Raw genomic sequence first — 14,277 nt, forward strand, 5'->3', positions numbered from 1 at the left:
GTATCCGGGGAAGATTTGGGAACGATAGGATCTGTGTTAAAATTTTCAGGTATAGGTGAAATATGTCTAAAATTTCTATTATCGTGCCCTGCTACAATGAGCAGGCCATGATCCCATTGCTGTATGAAACGCTGGTGAAGACGACCGACGCCATTGAAGGTCATACTTTTGAGTTTCTGCTGGTAGATGACGGATCCAAAGACAATACGATGAAGGAAATTCTGGAGATCGCCAAAATCGATCCGCGCGTTCGCTACATTTCCTTTTCCGCAACTTTGGCAAGGAAAGCGCCATTTACGCCGGTCTGGAAAACTCAGACGGCGATCTGACGGTCATCATGGACGCTGACCTGCAGGATCCGCCCGCACTGCTTCCTGAAATGATTGATGCGATCGAAAAGGAAGGCTATGACTCTGTCGCTACCCGGCGCGTGACCCGAAAAGGCGAGCCGAAAATCGTTTCCTTTTGCGCGCCGTTTTTATCAGCTGATGAATCGAATGAGCGATGTGGACATGGTCGACGGCGCCCGGGACTACCGTATGATGAACCGCGAATTTGTGAACGCCATTCTGGAACTTGAAGAATACAACCGCTTTTCCAAAGGCATCTTTGGCTGGGTTGGATTCAAAACCAAATGGCTCGAATACGAAAACATCAAGCGGGCAGCCGGCGAGACCAAGTGGTCGTTCTGGAAGCTGTTTAAATACGCCATTACCGGCATCGTTTCTTTTTCGACCGTTCCGCTTCAGTTTGCGGCAGCTTTAGGCGTACTCTTTTCCTTAGTAGCGTTTGTGATGATCATCGTGATTGTCGTGCGCAAAATCTGCTTTGGCGATCCGGTGCAGGGCTGGGCGTCTACGGTATGCATAATTATGCTGATTGGGGGATTCAGCTGCTTTCGATCGGGGTGCTCAGTCAGTACATTTCCCGCATGTATCTCGAAATCAAGGATCGTCCGATCTATTTGTGCGCCAGAACGAACCTCGATGACGATGCGCCCGCGTCGGCTTTGCATCATGGCCGCCGCCGTTCTGTCCGCCTGTATGCGGATCGAGAGGATTACGGATCCGCGCCGCAGCGTGCAGATCAAAAAGGATACAGGCAGGAGAAGCGGATGCAGACGATACGGTTAGACCCGCTGATCCAGCGAACGAATAAGAATCCTGAGCTTTCCTAATAACGGAAAGCTTATAGAAAGAAGGGTAAAGTGATGGAACTTCTTACCTGGAATGTGAATGGAATCCGGGCTCTGGCTCGAAAGGGCCTGGAGCAGATGCTGGATTATCTGAATGCGGACATTGTCTGCTTTCAGGAAATTAAGGCGACGGAAGATCAGATTGAACTGAATCCTGATCTTTATCCGTATCAGTACGTGAATTCAGCCGTAAAGAAAGGCTATTCCGGAACGATGATTGCCTCCCGCATGGAAGCAAAAAAGTCGTCCGGGGAATCGGGATCGAAGAATTCGATCAGGAAGGCCGCGTGATTACCGCATATTTTGAACACTTTGCGGTCGTCTGCGTTTACGTGCCCAACTCGCAGGAAAATCTGAAACGAATCGACTACCGTCTTCGCTTTGACAAGGCGTTTACCGACTATCTTCGCTCCATCGATCTTCCTCTGTTGGTGTGCGGGGATTTCAACGTTGCGCGCACTGCGCAGGATATCTGGGATGAGGCCGATGGAGAAGGAAGCGCCGGCTATTCTGAACAGGAAAGAAACAGTTTTGAAACGAACTACCTGTCCGATCTGGCTGACGTGTACCGCGTTCTGAAGCCAGAGGGCCGCGATTATTCCTGGTGGTCCTACCAGAAACGCAGCCGCGATCGCAATGCCGGCTGGCGAATCGATTACTGGCTGGCTTCCAGGGACCTCATGGACAAGGTGGAGGACATCGAAATTCTTGGTGATCTGTACGGCAGCGATCACTGTCCGGTTCTGCTTACGATCGATCTTCCAGAAGAATAAAGGCTTTTTCTCAGCTGAGATTTCTTCTGTTCGCCTGCCGCGAGCGGATTTGCCAAATCAAAACAGACGGCCCGGTCTGACAGGACAGTCAGCCGGGCCGCTTTTTGATGGCGTTATGAAATACAGGGCGAATGGAAAGCGTCGGAAAAGCCAAAATCATGGCATCCGTTCTGGTGTATTGAAAACTGGTCCAGAATGTCGCTAATCGGAAATGAAAACTGATCCAGAGAGAGAACAAAGGAAAAAGCCTGAGAGGCTGCATGAGCAGTTTCTCAGGCTTGATTTTTAACAGATGAATTTCAGGAGGGACAAATTCAGGAATCGGATTCGTCTTTGAAACGGAGGCGCTTGCCTTCCAGGTAGTAGCGCTTTTCCTGAGCATGACCCATAGAGAACGTCTTACGCGGAAGCGAACCGTCGGCTTCGATGGTTTCAAACAGGGAATCCCGTTCGATTTTTGGAAGGAAGAATCCGATGGATCCATCCTGCGAGGCCAGATCTTCGAGATCTTTTTCGCCATGGATGTAATCGATCGTTCCTTCGTTTTCGGCCAGCCACTCGTCCAGCTGCTTCTGAAGCACAGCCAGAGGAAGCGGGGAAATCGCATCGTCGAGAACGATCGTACCGTTTTCGCCCCCGGCTGCCCATTCGATGGGGTAACCGCCCTGAGCGGGTGCTTTCTCGTTGAAATAAGCGATCAGCCCAGCCGGATCGGTATTTTTGATGATGCGGTGAATCGGTTCGAACTTCTGGGCTTCATCCTGCAGGTTTTCCAGTTCGGCTAAGGCGAAACGGGCCGGATGAACGCGCTTTTCTTCTTCTGTAAGTGTCGGCTTGATTTCTTCCCAGATCGTTTTGGCAGCGGCAAGAGAATGGTTTCCATCGCCGACCGCATAAACGAGCGGATTGGGCAGGGAAGAACGGGTTTCGTATTCGGAAATCCAGGCGCAGACGAGATCTTTTTCTTCGCCCTGAATGATGCGTCCAGTGATGTGGCCGCCGTCTTTCATGAGGTCAAAATCGTAAAGAACCGGCAGAGTTTCCCGAATGGCGTGAAGCTGCTTGAACAGCGCGTCTTCGGCATCGTTCTGAAGCAGAAGAATGTGCGGGAATTCAAGAATGGCATCGCGGCGAATCTGGGCACGCGGCGGAATGCGTTCCAGAATCGTGGCTTCCGTTGCACGGATCGGACGATCCGTCGGGCAATGGTAGTCGTATTCTTCGAGATCAAGCGCGCCGACCAGACCTTTACGGATCGAACCGTCGACGAGCGTACGTTCTACATAAATCAGGCAGTCCCTGAGTTCTTTGAGCACGCCGTCGTTTAAGTAGCTCGACATGTTCTGGGCAATTGTTGCCTGATGGGCTTCGCCCTGTTTCGTTTCCAGCCAGGCTTCCGGGAGGATCAGATTCAGCGTACTTGGGGAATCCTGGATTGATTTCGCCACCGAGTTCCAGTATTCGGGATTGCTGGAATACTGGTCGCAGGCGACAACCGCCCAGTCCCTGAAGTTGCCGTTGGCCGGAATGAGGATATCAGCAGAAGAGAAGATCATTACTTCGCATCCTTTTCAAAGAGGTTTACGCGGATGACTTCATCCAGGCTGCGGATGGCTTCCAGGGATTCTTCGGTCGGTTTTTCTTCGAGATCGAGAATGGTGTAGGAAATGTTGCCGCGGGATTTGTTCAGGAGGTTTTCGATGTTGGATCCGTTTGCGGACAGGATGTCAGTCATTCTGGAGAGCACTTTCGGCTTGTTGGAATGGATGACGCCGACACGGTACGGCATTCTCAGTTCGAGAGATACGTTTGGCAGGTTGACGGAGTTGATGATGCTGCCTTCTTCGAGGTAGGCACGCAGTTCCTTTGCAGCCGCAACGGCGCAGTTTTCTTCGGATTCAGCCGTGCTTGCACCGAGGTGCGGCAGAGCAATGACACCAGGATGTCCGGCGAGCTTGGCGTCTGGGAAGTCAGTTACGTACAGAGCGACTTTTCCGGAATCGAGCGCTTCGAGGATATCGTCATCGTTAACGAGTCCGCCGCGCGCGAAGTTCATGATTTTCACGCCGTCTTTCATCTGGGCGATGGTTTCCTTGTTGATCAGGCCGCGTGTGGAATCGAGCAGCGGCAGATGGAGGGAGACGAAGTCGGCATCCGCAAGCAGATCTTTGAGATCTGTCTTGTGCTCTACCCAGCGGGAGAGTTTCAGAGCGGATTCAACGGAAAGGTAAGGGTCATAGCCCATAACGTTCATATCGAGATGGAGCGCGGTGTTGGCCAGCTTGCTTCCGATGGCGCCAAGACCGATGACACCGAGTTTCTTTCCGGCGATTTCGTTGCCGGCGTATTTCTTTTCTGCTTTTCTACGTCTTTGGCAAGCGTTTCGCTGCCGGCCTGGGTGTTAACCCATTCCATACCGTGATACAGATCGCGGCTGGCGAGAAGCAGTCCGGCAATTACGAGTTCCTTAACGGCGTTGGCGTTGGCACCCGGCGTATTGAATACGGCGATGCCGCGTTTTGTGCATTCGTCAAGATCGATGTTGTTGACGCCGGCGCCGGCACGGGCGATGGCTTTCAGTGTTTCTGGATAATCCAGGTTATGCAGATCCGCACTGCGGACCATGATGGCGTCCGGGTTGGCGGCGTTGGCTTCATACGTGTAGGTTTCGTCAAATACTGCGGTTCCTTTGTCCGAAATCGCGTTCAGTAAAGAAATGGTTCTCATACGTGTTCCTCTTCAAATGCTTTCATAAAGTCGACAAGGGCTTTTACGCCTTCTACAGGCATGGCGTTGTAAATGGAAGCGCGCATGCCGCCGACGGTACGGTGACCTTTCAGGTTTTCAAAACCGGCTTCTTTGGCTTTGGCGATGAATTCTTTATCGAGTTCCGGATCGCCGGTTACGAACGGGATGTTGACCAGGGAACGGTCTTCTACCGCTACCGGGTTAGAGAACATCTTGGAGTTATCGAGGTAGTCATAGAGAAGGCCGGCTTTTTCCTGATTGATCTTTTCCATGTTTTCCAGACCGCCGATCTGTTCTTCGAGCCATTTGCAGACAAGGCCGACCATGTAAATGCCGTATGTAGGAGGCGTGTTGTACATGGAATCGTGGTCTACGTAAGTCTTGTAGTCGAGCATGGCCGAAGGAATATCGTCGCGCTGCTCATCGAGCAGGTCTTTCTTGATGATGACCAGAGTAACGCCGGCAGGACCGAGATTTTTCTGGGCGCCCGCAAAGATCATGTCATACTGGGTGACATCTAGCGGTTCAGTGAAAATGCAGCTCGAAAGGTCTGCAATCAGACGCTTGCCTTCATGAGGCGGCAGATTTTTGTACTTTGTTCCGTAGATGGTGTTGTTTTCGCAGATGTAGACGTAGTCTGTATCCGGATCCAGATCTTCCTGGGTAATTTTTGGAATATATGTGAACGTTTTGTCGCTGCTGTCTCCGGCAAGATGAACACGGCCAAGTTTTTCGCTTCTGCGATGGCTTTCTTTGTCCACTGACCGGTGTTGATGATATCAGCTCCGTTTTTGTTGAAGTTCATTGGAACCATGGAGAACTGAAGGTTTCCGCCTCCCTGCAGGAAGAGGATTTCGTAGTCTTCCGGAATGCTGGCCAGACGACGAATGGTATCTTTGGTTTCCTGAAGAATGGATTCGAAGGCCTTGGAACGGTGAGACATTTCCATCACGCTCATTCCAGATCCTCTGGCATCCAGCATTTCATCGGCTGCTGTTTTCAGCACCCATTCAGGCATACAGGCCGGGCCTGCAGAAAAGTTATACACTTTACTCATTTTGATCTCCGTTTCTAAATTTCCAGATTCCTGTATCGATCAGAAATCGTGTACAGCGTTCACGATTCGTGATCTCAAGAGGAATATGTAAGTTATATCACTCGAAGGGAAAGTCAAAAAATCTGGATCGGCTTTTTACTAAAATTCGCCTGAGAGTGTACGCAAATGTGAAAATTTTCATTTTTCCGGACTTGCTTTCTGAAAGAAAAATTGGTTCAGAAAACAGAGATGGCTTTCAAAAGGGCGAATCCAATCCGAATTGGGCGATGCGTGCGGAAAATACGCCGCGTAACCGTCTTTTGCCTCGAATGAACGTCCATTCGCGTACAAAACAGAAAGAAAAACCGTGCTCTGTTCAGCCGGCGCATGCAGAAGCTGACAACCGCTCCATGCGCTCGTGTACGGCAAAAGGCTGCCGGAAAATGGGAAACGGCAGGCGGCAGTGGATTTGGTATAATGGGAAGGCTGGTCCGAGCGCGAAAATGCACAGGGAAATTCGGCGTATTGAGTCGAATGGAAAGCGACGGAAACAGCGAGAAAAACAGGGAGGAAGGCCTATGATTGGATATCTGGAAGGAACCGTTTTAAAAACGCGAAAAGACAGTCTGATTCTTCAGTGCGGACCGATCGGCTTCATCGTCTATGTGCCCGCGGCCAAAAGCTACGCGCCAGGCCAGGCTCTCTCTTTATATTGTTATCAGCAGTTCAAGGAAGACGATCAGTGCCTGTACGGCTTTGAAAGCGAAGCGCTTTACGATCTGTTCGTACTCCTGATTCAGGTCAAGGGCATTGGATGCAAAATGGCGCTCAACATGCTTGCCGCCTCGAATGAATCGTCCATTATCCGGGCGATTGAAAACGGCGATGCCGCAGCACTCAAAAAGCTGCCGGGCATCGGTGCCAAAACCGCTGGCCAGATTCTGCTCGATCTCAAGGGAAAAGTCGTTCTTCCCGAAGACAAGCCCAAATCCAAGGACAGTGCTGCTCCATCCGATCCCGTTGTCGCGGAAGTCAGCGATGCCCTGTTATCGCTGGGCTATCGTCAGCCGGAAATCGACAGTCTGAAGCTGAACGAACAGCTGGCGCAGTATCCGCAGACCGACGCGCTTTTACGCTTTGCGCTGCGTGAACTGGCGCGCAGAAAAAAGGCGTCTGAGAGGCGCCCGGATCGTCAAGTCCAAACGCGTTTAACCTTACAACAATTTCGTTCTGTCTGAACAAATTTCTACCATATTTATTTATTTATTAGGGATCCGTTTGGGTCTCTCTTCATAGAAGGCCGAAAATGAAATCGGTAACATTTTCTGAATAAAAGAGCAGAGAGAAATCCAGAGGAACCAGATCCGAAACGAATCGGGTCCGAACGGAATCAAACGGTTCTGAAAAAACGATCCGCAAAAGAATACGTACCCAAAGAAAAACTGGAACGAATGGATTCCAGTACTCATAAAGTAAAGCCCCCGATCCGGCGCAGTTTCTGGCGTCTCGATCGGAAAGTGAAAGAAAGGAGGACCTATGGAAGAAGAACGTCTTGTAGATGCAGCCGAGCAGACCGAAGACAAAGATCAGGCGCTGCGTCCGGCAACGCTGGCGGAATACATTGGCCAGCAGGAACTGAAACAAAATCTTAACGTCTACATTCAGGCGGCCAGAAGCCGCAGCGAAGTTCTGGACCACGTCCTTTTATACGGACCTCCCGGACTGGGAAAGACGACCCTGGCGATGATCATCGCCCATGAAATGAACGGCAATCTCGTGACCGCTTCCGGTCCGGCGATTCAGAAATCCGGTGATCTGGCGGCGATTTTATCGACGCTGGAAGCCGGCGATGTGCTCTTTATTGATGAAATTCACCGCATTCCGCGCCAGATTGAAGAAATTCTCTATTCGGCGATGGAAGACTTTTATCTCGATATTGTGGTCGGAAAGGAAGGCGCTTCAGCCCATTCGATCCGTCTGGCTCTGCCGCCCTTTACGCTGGTCGGCGCAACAACCCGTGCCGGCGATCTTTCCGCGCCGCTGCGCGACCGCTTTGGCATCGTGCTGCCGCTCGAATATTACGCGCAGGCCGATCTCGAAAAGATCGTCAGCCGTACGTCGGGCATTCTCAACACATCGATTGAAGATGATGCGATTGGCGAAGTGGCCAGACGCTCGCGCGGTACGCCGCGTATCGCCAACCGCCTGCTCCGCCGCATCCGCGACTTTGCCCAGGTGTATAACGGCGGACACATTTCCCTTGATGTGGCCGGTGATGCGCTCGACCGCATGAAAGTCGACGATCTTGGTCTGGATCAGGTGGACCGCAAATATCTCGAAGGCATCATTTTCCGCTTTGGCGGCGGACCCGTCGGTGTAGAAGCCCTCGCCAGTTCCATTGGCGAAGACGCGGCGACACTCGAAGACATGTACGAGCCGTTTCTGCTGCAGACCGGTCTGATTAACCGGACCCCGCGCGGCCGTATTGCTACGCCGAAAGCGTACGCCCATCTGCACATTACCGAGTCGGCTTTGCACGACGAGGCAGAAGACGATTCGCAGGATTAAGGACAAATCCGGCGAATGGACAGACGCGGCAAATCTGTACTGGAAATCCGTACGGTCAATCCGTACGCTACCACCAGAACAGCCCATCTAACAAAGACAGAGTTTAAGAAGATCGCGCGGCTTTCCCTGCGCGTTTTCTTACGCTCTCTCACGAATTTTCCATACTGAAAAGGAGAACGAACTATGCGATCCGTTTCGCGGCTTTCCTCTACGCTTTCTGAAACCGCTCTGGCAGTTCTGCTCGTTTTGGGCGTGCCTTTGCTGAGCGCCTGCGGTTCGTCCAGACGGACCGTCAGCTGTACGCAGACCAACGAGAACGGAAGTCTTTCTCTTCGTATGAGCGCACCTTCCGAACAGAGCCAGGTCGAACTTCTGGAAATTACCATGAAGTATCCGCACGATTTCGATCAGCAGCTGACCGGCTATCGGGTCCCTTTGCAGGAAGGGGACAGCGACGGCTCCAAAACAAAAAGCGCGCTGATTGCGGATGCCCTTGCGCAGACGCTTGGCATTCAGGCCGATCTGGTCAAAGTGAAGCGAGAAGATGATGGCTATATCGCCAGCGCGACAATTCAGAACATCCCCGCTCTGTTTGCCTCCCTTGGTCTGAGCGCAGACGGACTCGATCTCGACGAAATTGAAGCCGCCCTCGAACAGGATGCGCAGTTTGCCTGTCTGCCCGAGTAGGATCGCCAGATCGGCAAAAGAAAAGCGGTGTTTAAACCATCGAAAACAGATGTACAGACCGATTTACGGGAAGGAGCAGCGGCTCTTTCCCGTTTTCCGCTTTACGCCCGACTGGCTTTCCAGAAAAGAATCCTTTCTTTTTCGCACCGAGCGTAGCAGCACGAATCGTCCGTTCGGGGTGGAGAAAAAGGGCGTGGATATAATGGAGATGCCTATGAAAAATGAAAAAACAACCGCGGGAACGGCAGATTTGTCCTCCGCCGCTTCCCATTCAGAACAAAGGACACCCGTTCTTTCGGGTCTGGCGTACAAGATTTTGAATCACGCCCATCTCGATGAAAAAGAGCGGGACGAAATTCTTCATCCCTCCCCGCTTCGTCCCGTCTGCACGGCTAAATGCATGCAGGACTTTGTAAAGCGTATGGAAGAGGCGAGAGAAAAGGGCCAGAAAGTGCTGATCGCGGGCGATTACGACTGCGACGGCATTATGTCGACGATTATTTTGTATCAGGGCCTGAAACGGTATGGCCTGGAAACGATGTACTACATTCCCGACCGCTTAAAAGAAGGATACGGCTTAAGTGAGCAGACCGTTGAAAAGGCAGCAAAAGCCAGCTATGACTTGATCATCACGGTCGATAACGGCGTATCGGCTGGTTCCGCGCTGGAACAAGCCAGAGAACTTGGCGTGGATGTGATCGTTACCGATCATCATCTGTACGAAGATGAACCGGACTGCACGCTGCTCGTTCACCCGATGAAAATGGGCGAAGACTTTGATGTATTGTGCGGTGCTGGCGTCGCCTTTGAATGCGTACGGGCGTTAGGCATAGAGGAAGAAAAATTTCTGATCTATGCGGCGGTCGCTTCGATTGCCGACTGCATGCCTGTCTTTAAGGAAACCCGATCGATTATTCAGGAAGGTCTCAAGGCGCTCAACGCCCATCACGAACCGCATTTTGATCCGTTCATTCGCTCCTATCCAGTGTGTGAAACGGATATTTCCTTTCAGGTTGCTCCTTGCATCAACGCCCTGGGCCGTCTGAGCGACCGGGCCAAAGTGAATACGTTTGTCCGCTACATGGAAAGCACGAATCCGATCGAAATTCAGAAATACGCTGCGCGTGTAATGGAAATCAACGAAGCGCGCAAAGAAATGACGTATCAGGTGCAAAGCCAGGCGCTTGCGGAAATTAATCCGCTTTCCGCCATTCTCTTTGCGATTTCCCGAATTTCCATGAAGGCATTATCGGTCTGGCGGCCGGCCGGCTGAGCTCCCAGTTCGATAAGCCGGCGATTGTCGGAACCTTAAACGGCGATGTAGCCAAATTCAGCATGCGCGCTCCCGAAGGCTATCACTGCCTGGAATTCCTGCAGAAATACGATGGCTTTCTTGCCCTTGGCGGTCACGCACAGGCAGCGGGATTCGCCCTGCCGGCGGGTAAAGTCGAGGATTTTCGAAGCTTTCTGATCAAAAACGCCTCCAAAATGGTGCGGACCAAAATGCCGGCTGAACCGATGGAAATCGAAGTGTCGGACATCACCGTTGAAAACATGGATTCTCTGCAGGCGATTCGTCCGTTTGGAACCGGCTTTAAAATGCCCGCATTTGAAATCGATCAGCCGCTGATTCTTAAAAGCTTCGACTTTTCGCAAGGCCGTCATCGCCGCTTTTATCTCGATGGCGGCATCAACGCGATTCATTTCAACCAGACCTCTACGGATAAGCTGGCCAAACAGGAAGGCATTGAAAAGCTGATCGGCTCGATTTCCATCTCGACCTGGAACGGTACGCGAAAAGCCGAGTTCATGATCGACGAAATCGTCTACGAAATCTGATCGGAAAAAGTCGTTTTCTGCAGGAAAGCGTGTCGGTTTAAAGCGGCATATGTGCAAATTTGTGCAGAGATCTCGCAGCTGCAGAGCGCACTCGAAAAAATACCGGTACAATCAGACTGTACAGAAGCTCAGAAATTCGGTACGCTTGATGTTCTGTTCCTCTTGGATGGAACAGTGTGAAAAAGAAGAAGTGCTGCAAAGCAGCCAGGAGAAAATACAACTATGGATTTAAAAACCAGAATCGCTTCGATTCCCGGATTTCCAAAAGAAGGCATCATTTTCCGGGATATCACGCCGATCCTTGCCGATCCGGAAGCGCTCGCGCAGACTGCGACTGAAATCGGAAATTTTGCCAAAGAAGTAAACGCGGATGTCATCGTGGCTCCGGAAGCCCGCGGCTTCATGTTCGGCATTCCAGCCGCCATGGACGCGAAAATTCCGTTCATTCCCGTACGCAAACCGGGCAAACTCCGCGTCGTACCATTACGGAAACATACACGCTCGAATACGGCGAAGATTCCCTGCAGATGCATGCGGAAGATCTCAAACCGGGAAGCCGCGTTCTGATCGTGGATGACCTGCTCGCAACGGGCGGAACGTGCGAAGCGATCGCCAGCATGGTTCGCAAGGAAGGCTCCGAAGTAGTCGGCTTCGCGTTCGTTGTCGAACTCGATGACCTCAAGGCCCGCGCGAAATTCGGCGATACGCCGGTTCTTTCCCTCGTTCACTACGAAGGCGAATAGACGGCCGTAAAAGGACACGCCGATTTTTAAAGCACAGGAAATCCGATTCTGAATTTGTTTTGAAAAGGGAAGAGGCTGGCCATATGTTGAAAATGTATAGGACAGGCATTTCCGATTGAAAAAACAAGTAAATCGAGTAAGCTTTTCCAAAAACGATTTAAAAACCAAGATTTCACATAATATGAAGAATAATCAGCAGCCGGGAAATAAATTCCGGCTGCTCGTTCATATATCCGTTTTAAAACGTGACAGAATGTTCTCATTCCAAAAACGGAAACGATTGACCATCGCTTTGGCTTACGGCGCTCCCAACGCTAGAGCAGCAAAGAGCGCATCTGTCATAAGGAAACCCGTACGAATCAGAAGATAAAAAGGAGGCACCTATGGCGACTAAACACAGCGTCACGATTGAAGAATGTATGGAACATATTCAGACCTACATTCATCGCAAAGAAAATCTTGAGCTGATCGAAAAAGCCTGGAAATTCGCAGATCATGCCCACGAGGGACAGAAGCGAAGATCGGGCGAACCGTATACGGTTCACGTCATTCAGGTCGCCGACATTCTGGCTGGACTGCACTGTTCGCCCAAAACCATTGCCGCCGGTCTGCTCCATGACACGCTTGAAGACTGCGATGATGTTACGTACGAAATTCTGGAACAGGAATTTTCTACGGAAATCGCCGATCTGGTCGAAGCCGTCACCAAAATTGGAAAGATCAAAAGGAATTCAAGGACGAAAAGGAATACCAGGCCAGCAATCACCGCAAAATCTTTATCGCGATGGCCAAGGACGTCCGCGTCATTCTGATCAAACTGGCTGACCGTCTTCATAACATGCGCACACTGGAATACCAGTCCGAATCCGCGCAGAAGCGCATCGCCCGCGAAACGCTCCAGGTGTACGCGCCGATCGCCCATCGTCTTGGTATTTCGCAGGTAAAAACGAACTCGAAGATCTGAGCTTCAAGTATCTCGATCCAAGAGAATACCAGAACATCAAGCAGCTCGTCGCCAACCGCGAAAGCGAACGTAACGAGCAGGTTACCGAGATGATCAACGACATCAAGACCATTCTCGACAATTACCATATTCCATACCGTATTTTCGGCCGCTCCAAGCACTTCTACTCCATCCATAAAAAGATGGTCACCAAGCACAAACGCTTCGAAGAAATTCTCGACTTGCAGGCGATTCGAATCATTACCGATTCCATCGCGCACTGCTACGAAATTCTCGGCTACATTCACGCCACCTATACGCCAATCCCTGGCCGCTTCAAGGACTACATCGCGATGCCAAAAGCAACCTGTATCAGTCCCTGCACACAACGGTCATCTCCTCGGCATCCGGCAGCACGTTTGAAATCCAGATCCGTACCGAAGAGATGGATTCCGTTGCCGAAAAGGTGTCGCCGCCCACTGGCTGTACAAGGAAAACAAGTCTGGCATGGACGAGGGGATGCAGACGAGGGAAATGGAAGACAAGCTTTCCTGGTTCCGCGATTTCTCCATCATCACCGACGAAGACAGTGAAGATCCGCTCGAATACATGAACACGGTGCAGAAGGACATTTTCGAAGCCAACGTCTACTGCTTCACCCCGCGCGGCAAAGTCATCTCGCTGCCCAGCGGGGCGACGCCCATTGACTTTGCCTATCGCATTCATACCGAAGTCGGCAACCATACTGTCGGCGCACAGGTCAACGGCGGCATCGTTCCGCTCAATACTCCCCTCAAAACCGGCGATGTGGTTTCGATCATGACCAACAAAGCGTCGGCCGGCCCTTCGCCCGACTGGATCAAGATCGTCAAGAGCGCCCACGCCCGAAACAAGATCCGTGCTTTTTCCAGAAACAGGCGCAGAAAGACAAGCGCGAAGATGTTCGCAAAGGACAGGAAATGTTAATGGACGACATGAAAAAGGCCGGACTCGATCCGTCCATCGTCCGTACATCCAAGAAAATCGACTCGATTTTGCAGAGCCTTTCCTTTAAAACGAGCGACGACCTGTACGCGGGCATTGCCGCCAAACGCATTCCGACTGCGGTCGTCATTGAACGTCTGAACACGACTAAGGCGGCCGTCGATGACAACGAAGAAATCATCAAGCTGTTCTCGAAAAACGAGAAAAGGAAAAAGTGTCCGACTGCGGCATCGTCGTACCGGGCATCGACACGATCAAAGTGTCCCTTTCGCCCTGCTGCTCGCCGATCCCCGGCGATGAAGTCGTCGGCTACATCACCAAGGGTCATGGCGTCAAAGTTCACTGCAGGGACTGCCCGAACATTGCCAAGGAGTCAAAGCGTCTGATTCCTGTCGCCTGGGGCGATAATCTCGAAGACAAAACGTATCCGGTTCACCTGCAGATCGAATCCAATGATCGCAATTATCTGCTTTCGGATCTCGTTACGGTTTTCCAGCAAAACGGCATTTCCATACGGGCCATCAATTCAACCGTCAATAGCGATTCGCTGACCGCGACGACCAAAATTGAAATCATGGTGCGGAATTCCGAATCTCTTGAACGTCTGATCGCCAATCTGCGCAAGGTTCGCTCCGTCCTTTCGGTCACCCGTGTCATCCTGTAAGCCGCTGCCCGCCCTGCACAAGAAAAGGCCATTGACCGCAAGATCGGACAGTTTGTACAAAACAGTTGAGCAATACTAGAAATTGATATCGACGGAA

The 14,277-nt window shown here is 51.4% G+C and carries 16 protein-coding genes and 4 pseudogenes; 16 read left to right on the forward strand and 4 right to left on the reverse strand.

Annotated features, from left to right (window positions below):
• Nucleotides 1–107: 107 nt before the first annotated feature.
• The 4 genes and pseudogenes from KWG61_RS06545 (at nt 108) to KWG61_RS06555 (ending at nt 1,968) form a co-directional block, all read left to right on the forward strand.
• Nucleotides 108–580, forward strand: a pseudogene (locus KWG61_RS06545) (glycosyltransferase family 2 protein).
• Nucleotides 489–1,133, forward strand: coding sequence for a hypothetical protein (locus KWG61_RS06550; RefSeq protein WP_242745305.1), 645 nt, complete (start codon nt 489–491; stop codon nt 1,131–1,133). The pseudogene KWG61_RS06545 and the gene KWG61_RS06550 overlap by 92 nt, the downstream one beginning before the upstream one ends.
• 77 nt (nt 1,134–1,210) lie before the next feature.
• Nucleotides 1,211–1,486, forward strand: coding sequence for an endonuclease/exonuclease/phosphatase family protein (locus tag KWG61_RS16120; RefSeq protein ID WP_256460844.1), 276 nt, complete (start codon nt 1,211–1,213; stop codon nt 1,484–1,486).
• Entirely contained in the window at nt 1,483–1,968 is a 486-nt protein-coding gene (locus KWG61_RS06555; protein WP_256460808.1) for an exodeoxyribonuclease III, read from the forward strand. The genes KWG61_RS16120 and KWG61_RS06555 overlap by 4 nt, the downstream gene beginning before the upstream one ends.
• A 314-nt stretch (nt 1,969–2,282) precedes the next feature.
• Here KWG61_RS06555 and KWG61_RS06560 read toward each other — a convergent pair whose 3' ends face one another.
• The 4 genes and pseudogenes from KWG61_RS06560 to serC form a co-directional block, all read right to left on the reverse strand.
• Entirely contained in the window at nt 2,283–3,524 is a 1,242-nt protein-coding gene (locus tag KWG61_RS06560; RefSeq protein ID WP_230266644.1) for a DUF1015 domain-containing protein, read from the reverse strand.
• Nucleotides 3,524–4,300 (reverse strand): phosphoglycerate dehydrogenase, encoded by a 777-nt coding sequence (locus KWG61_RS06565; protein WP_242745587.1) that lies wholly within the window; start codon nt 4,298–4,300, stop codon nt 3,524–3,526. Before KWG61_RS06565 ends, KWG61_RS06560 begins: the two co-directional genes overlap by 1 nt.
• Nucleotides 4,219–4,695 (reverse strand): hypothetical protein, encoded by a 477-nt coding sequence (locus tag KWG61_RS06570; protein ID WP_242745306.1) that lies wholly within the window; start codon nt 4,693–4,695, stop codon nt 4,219–4,221. Before KWG61_RS06570 ends, KWG61_RS06565 begins: the two co-directional genes overlap by 82 nt.
• Nucleotides 4,692–5,773, reverse strand: a pseudogene (serC, locus tag KWG61_RS06575) (3-phosphoserine/phosphohydroxythreonine transaminase). Before serC ends, KWG61_RS06570 begins: the two are co-directional and overlap by 4 nt.
• Nucleotides 5,774–6,330: 557 nt before the next feature.
• Here serC and ruvA point away from each other — a divergent pair.
• The 12 genes and pseudogenes from ruvA to KWG61_RS06630 all read left to right on the forward strand — a co-directional run bounded on the left by ruvA (nt 6,331) and on the right by KWG61_RS06630 (nt 14,180).
• Nucleotides 6,331–6,990: a Holliday junction branch migration protein RuvA gene (gene ruvA / locus KWG61_RS06580; RefSeq protein WP_242745307.1), complete on the forward strand. Its 660-nt coding sequence runs from the start codon at nt 6,331–6,333 to the stop codon at nt 6,988–6,990.
• Nucleotides 6,991–7,288: 298 nt separating this feature from the next.
• Nucleotides 7,289–8,320, forward strand: a complete 1,032-nt coding sequence (gene ruvB, locus KWG61_RS06585) for a Holliday junction branch migration DNA helicase RuvB (protein WP_230266648.1) — start codon at nt 7,289–7,291, stop codon at nt 8,318–8,320.
• Nucleotides 8,321–8,503: 183 nt separating this feature from the next.
• A complete protein-coding gene (locus KWG61_RS06590) occupies nt 8,504–9,007 on the forward strand; it encodes a hypothetical protein (protein WP_230266649.1) in 504 nt (167 codons plus the stop codon).
• A 214-nt stretch (nt 9,008–9,221) separates the two neighbouring features.
• Nucleotides 9,222–10,280, forward strand: coding sequence for a DHH family phosphoesterase (locus KWG61_RS06595; RefSeq protein ID WP_242745308.1), 1,059 nt, complete (start codon nt 9,222–9,224; stop codon nt 10,278–10,280).
• Nucleotides 10,277–10,846, forward strand: a complete 570-nt coding sequence (locus tag KWG61_RS06600; protein WP_242745588.1) for a DHHA1 domain-containing protein — start codon at nt 10,277–10,279, stop codon at nt 10,844–10,846. The genes KWG61_RS06595 and KWG61_RS06600 overlap by 4 nt, the downstream gene beginning before the upstream one ends.
• Nucleotides 10,847–11,068: 222 nt before the next feature.
• Nucleotides 11,069–11,413, forward strand: coding sequence for a hypothetical protein (locus KWG61_RS06605; RefSeq protein ID WP_242745309.1), 345 nt, complete (start codon nt 11,069–11,071; stop codon nt 11,411–11,413).
• Nucleotides 11,311–11,589: pseudogene (locus tag KWG61_RS06610) on the forward strand (purine phosphoribosyltransferase family protein); the annotation flags it as partial. The gene KWG61_RS06605 and the pseudogene KWG61_RS06610, both read left to right, overlap by 103 nt.
• Nucleotides 11,590–11,972: 383 nt before the next feature.
• Nucleotides 11,973–12,401 (forward strand): HD domain-containing protein, encoded by a 429-nt coding sequence (locus KWG61_RS06615; protein ID WP_367614273.1) that lies wholly within the window; start codon nt 11,973–11,975, stop codon nt 12,399–12,401.
• A complete protein-coding gene (locus KWG61_RS17195; protein ID WP_367614274.1) occupies nt 12,374–12,553 on the forward strand; it encodes an HD domain-containing protein in 180 nt (59 codons plus the stop codon). The genes KWG61_RS06615 and KWG61_RS17195 overlap by 28 nt, the downstream gene beginning before the upstream one ends.
• Before the next feature lie 182 nt (nt 12,554–12,735).
• Nucleotides 12,736–13,145 (forward strand): annotated as a pseudogene (locus KWG61_RS06620) (hypothetical protein).
• Nucleotides 13,067–13,498: a TGS domain-containing protein gene (locus KWG61_RS06625; protein WP_242745311.1), complete on the forward strand. Its 432-nt coding sequence runs from the start codon at nt 13,067–13,069 to the stop codon at nt 13,496–13,498. Before KWG61_RS06620 ends, KWG61_RS06625 begins: the two are co-directional and overlap by 79 nt.
• A gap of 232 nt (nt 13,499–13,730) precedes the next feature.
• Nucleotides 13,731–14,180 (forward strand): ACT domain-containing protein, encoded by a 450-nt coding sequence (locus KWG61_RS06630; protein WP_242745312.1) that lies wholly within the window; start codon nt 13,731–13,733, stop codon nt 14,178–14,180.
• Nucleotides 14,181–14,277: the final 97 nt, after the last annotated feature.

It is taken from the genome of Allobaculum sp. Allo2 (assembly GCF_022701175.1).
Lineage (GTDB): Bacteria > Bacillota_I > Bacilli_A > Erysipelotrichales > Erysipelotrichaceae > Allobaculum > Allobaculum fili.